The organism is Alicyclobacillus sp. SP_1 (genome assembly GCF_024706985.1).
Lineage (GTDB): Bacteria > Bacillota > Bacilli > Alicyclobacillales > Alicyclobacillaceae > Alicyclobacillus_I.
Genome location: NZ_JAMCCX010000068.1, coordinates 1 through 3,174, shown reverse-complemented (window position 1 = coordinate 3,174; position 3,174 = coordinate 1). Strand labels below are relative to the sequence as shown.

Here is a 3,174-nt window from a genome sequence, read left to right as displayed (position 1 = left end):
GTGTGCTGAGCCAACAGCACACCAGGGGCGTCACCAAAAACCAACATGGTTAGTGTATCAGATTACGAGCTCATTGAAAGCCCTCAAGCGGGTGTTTTTTGTTCGGAGTACGGGGAGAACCCTTAGCCTCTGTCCCTGTTGCCAAGGGAATCTTCGGGTCATCGGGAGCCGAAAGCGGATGTGGATTCGCAGCAGTGGTGAGAAGAGTATACTCATCATCCGCAGATTGTGCTGCAAGGCGTGTCGCCAGATTCACCACGAACTCCCGTCTTTCTTGGTTCCCTACCGACGTCATGAGGCACAGGTCATAGAGGATACCGTCATGGATGAGGAGACCCCAGCCGGGGTGGAGGAATCTACGTTGCGCCGTTGGCGCCAGTGGTTTCACTCCTTTGGTCCCTACGTAGCGGGTTGCCTCGAGTCTATTGCTCATCGGTTTCCTGAGATTGTGGGGAGTTCGTCCGCTCATCCACAAACCGTACTCCAACGCATCGGACGCTTCGTCACAAGCGAGCGCGGTTGGCTGGCGCGTGCTGTCCATCGCCTCGTGAATCTCCATTTGTGGGTACATACCCGTTCGGCGTTTTAGACCGTCCTTTCTCACGGTACGTTCATGCTGTCCCTACCGAATTGGAGGTGTTCAGCATGAAAGATTCGAGGAAGGCGGAGGAAATCGCGGCAAACCGGGTCCAAATGGTGTCCAGATTACTGGCGGAAGGCCTGGATGCAGGCCAAGCCCGGCAGATCCGAGCCGAGATCTGCACTCAAACAGGACTCTCGGAACGTAGCATTCGTCGGTATTTGGCAAGGTATCGGCAAGAGGGGTTTCAGGGGCTCAAACCGAGACCCAAGGTATACCAACGCCCGGATGCCATTGCGGAATCTCTTCTGGAGCAAGCCATCCTGCTACGCAGAGAGGTTCCCACACGAAGCATCTCTCAGATCATTCAGCTTCTTGAATGGGAAGGGTTGGCCAAGCCGGGTCAGATCAAGCGCAGTACTTTACAGGAGAAGTTGTCTGAGCGTGGATATAGCTCGCGGCACATGCGTATCTATGCGACCACAGGCGTAGCCGCTCGTCGCTTTCAGCGCAGGCATCGCAATGATTTGTGGCAATCAGACATCAAGTTTGGACCGTACATCCCAAACGGCCCAGGCGCAAAGAAACAGCAGGTGTATCTGGTTGCGTTCATCGACGATGCGACGAGGTTCGTGCTGCACTCAGAGTTTTACCCCACTCTCGACCAATCCATCGTCGAGGACTGCTTCCGCCAAGCCGTGCACAAGTATGGCGCTCCGGACGCAGTCTATTTCGACAATGGAAAGCAATTTCGTACCCGCTGGATGGCGAGAACCTGCTCCAAGCTCGGGACCCGTCTTCTCTATGCCAAGCCATATGCTGCTGCGTCTAAGGGCAAAATTGAGAGATTTAACCGAACTGTGGATTCCTTCCTCGCTGAAGTGTCTCTGGGGAAGGTGGAGTCTCTGGATGCGTTGAATCGGAAGTTTGCCGTCTGGCTGTCCGAATGCTACCAGAACAAGCCGCACAGTGCCCTCTCCACCGAAGAGCACGCCGTCACTCCAGAAACAGCATACCGGAGCGACGCCAAAGCTCCTAGGTTTATCGAACCCGAAACGCTGGCTAGCGCTTTTCTGCATGCAGAGACACGCAAGGTAGACAAGTCCGGGTGCATCAGCTTCATGGGTCAGAAATATCAGGTGGGATTGCCGTTCCTCGGTTGCATGGTGGAGGTGGTCTACGACAAAGCAGACGTCAGTCAAGTCACCATCGAGGTGGAGGGACACGAGCCCTGGAGCGCCCACCCCCTGGTCATTGGGGAGAAGACGGGACCGAGACCTTCGTTGCCGGAGCATATGGGTACACGGCCAACGGAGTCTTCGAGACTCCTCGAAGCGGCGGAAAAGCAGCATGCACAACGCCAGAAGAAGCAAGAGAGAGCCATCTCCTACACCTCCCAGTGGGAAGGGGGCGAAGAGGATGTTTGAGTCCTTCTATGAGTTCGAGCACACGCCCTTCGCGAGAGACATTCCGGTCAGTGAACTCTACGCGTCTCCCTCGTTGCAAGATACACTCGGTCGTCTCACCTACGCGGCCAAGCGTCAGTTGTTCTGTGTGATCACGGGAGATTGCGGCACTGGAAAGACGACGGCCATCCGTCACTTTACGGAGACATTGGACGGCGCGAAGTACCAAGTGTTGTACCTCTCAGACTCTAAGCTTACTCCTCGCCACTTCTACAAGGGACTGCTTGAGCAGCTTGGGTGCGAAGCGAAGTTCTATCGGGGAGATGCGAAACGGCAATTGCACCGGGAGATTGAACTCATGCGCGGGATTCATCACCTGCAACCCCTATGCGTGGTGGATGAGGCCCATCTCCTCGACCGTGAGATGTTGGAGGAAGTGAGATTCATTTTGAACTGTTCCATGGATGCAAAGAGTCCCATGTCCCTCATCCTCGTGGGCCAGAATGAGCTCTGGGAGCGTCTCAACCTTCAAGCCTACGCCGCGATTCGTCAGCGCATCGACCTGCAGTGCAAGCTCCCCTACTATGACCGTTCGGAGGTTGAGGAGTACATTCGATGCCATCTAACCTACGCGGGCACAGAACATGACCTTTTCACGGACAAAGCCATCGACGAGATTTACCGATTCTCCAGCGGAGCCGCGCGAATGGTCAACAAGGTGTGCACGCACTGCCTCATGTATGGAGCCCAGAGCAAGCAACGGATCATTGACGACCACGCCGTAAGCCGAGTGGTTCAGGGGGAGTTGTCATGACAAGGACCACGAAACGAGGGTTGCTCTGTTACGACGAGCAGGCGAACCGATTTTGTCTGCAACTCACGGACCGCTCGTATGCTATGCATTGTGGCGAAAGCATCGGATTACGGGTCGGCTCCCACGTGATGTGGGGCCGGCTGGAGATGGACCGCGCAGGCTGGTATGTGATCTTCTCGGCCTCCGGGGACGGGCGGGAAGCTGCATTCACACTAAGGAACACCAGCTACGACGCGCAGATCTACTGGTAAGTGTTCGCGGCGGCGGGACGACTCTCAAGAATTGTCCCGTCGGACGCACTCTGGCCAGCCAATCCGTCAATTTCCGGACAACAGACACCATCAACCTACGGCCACTATGCTCTAGCAGTAACA

Annotated in this window: 4 protein-coding genes; all 4 read left to right on the top strand. The window is 55.7% G+C overall.

The features are described 5' to 3' along the window. Nucleotides 1-52: 52 nt before the first annotated feature. Genes M4I36_RS14030 through M4I36_RS14015 form a run of 4 tightly spaced genes read left to right on the top strand, consistent with a single transcriptional unit; the run spans nucleotide 53 to nucleotide 3,051 of the window. Entirely contained in the window at nucleotides 53-589 is a 537-nt protein-coding gene (locus M4I36_RS14030; protein WP_308661290.1) for a DUF6431 domain-containing protein, read from the top strand. Nucleotides 590-645: 56 nt separating this feature from the next. Continuing rightward, entirely contained in the window at nucleotides 646-2,007 is a 1,362-nt protein-coding gene (locus M4I36_RS14025) for a DDE-type integrase/transposase/recombinase (protein WP_258112378.1), read from the top strand. Continuing rightward, nucleotides 2,000-2,800 carry an ExeA family protein gene (locus M4I36_RS14020; RefSeq protein WP_258112377.1) on the top strand — a complete coding sequence of 267 codons (801 nt, stop codon included), beginning with the start codon at nucleotides 2,000-2,002 and terminating at the stop codon, nucleotides 2,798-2,800. Before M4I36_RS14025 ends, M4I36_RS14020 begins: the two co-directional genes overlap by 8 nt. Beyond that, nucleotides 2,797-3,051 carry a DUF5348 domain-containing protein gene (locus M4I36_RS14015; protein ID WP_258112376.1) on the top strand — a complete coding sequence of 85 codons (255 nt, stop codon included), beginning with the start codon at nucleotides 2,797-2,799 and terminating at the stop codon, nucleotides 3,049-3,051. Before M4I36_RS14020 ends, M4I36_RS14015 begins: the two co-directional genes overlap by 4 nt. Nucleotides 3,052-3,174: the final 123 nt, after the last annotated feature.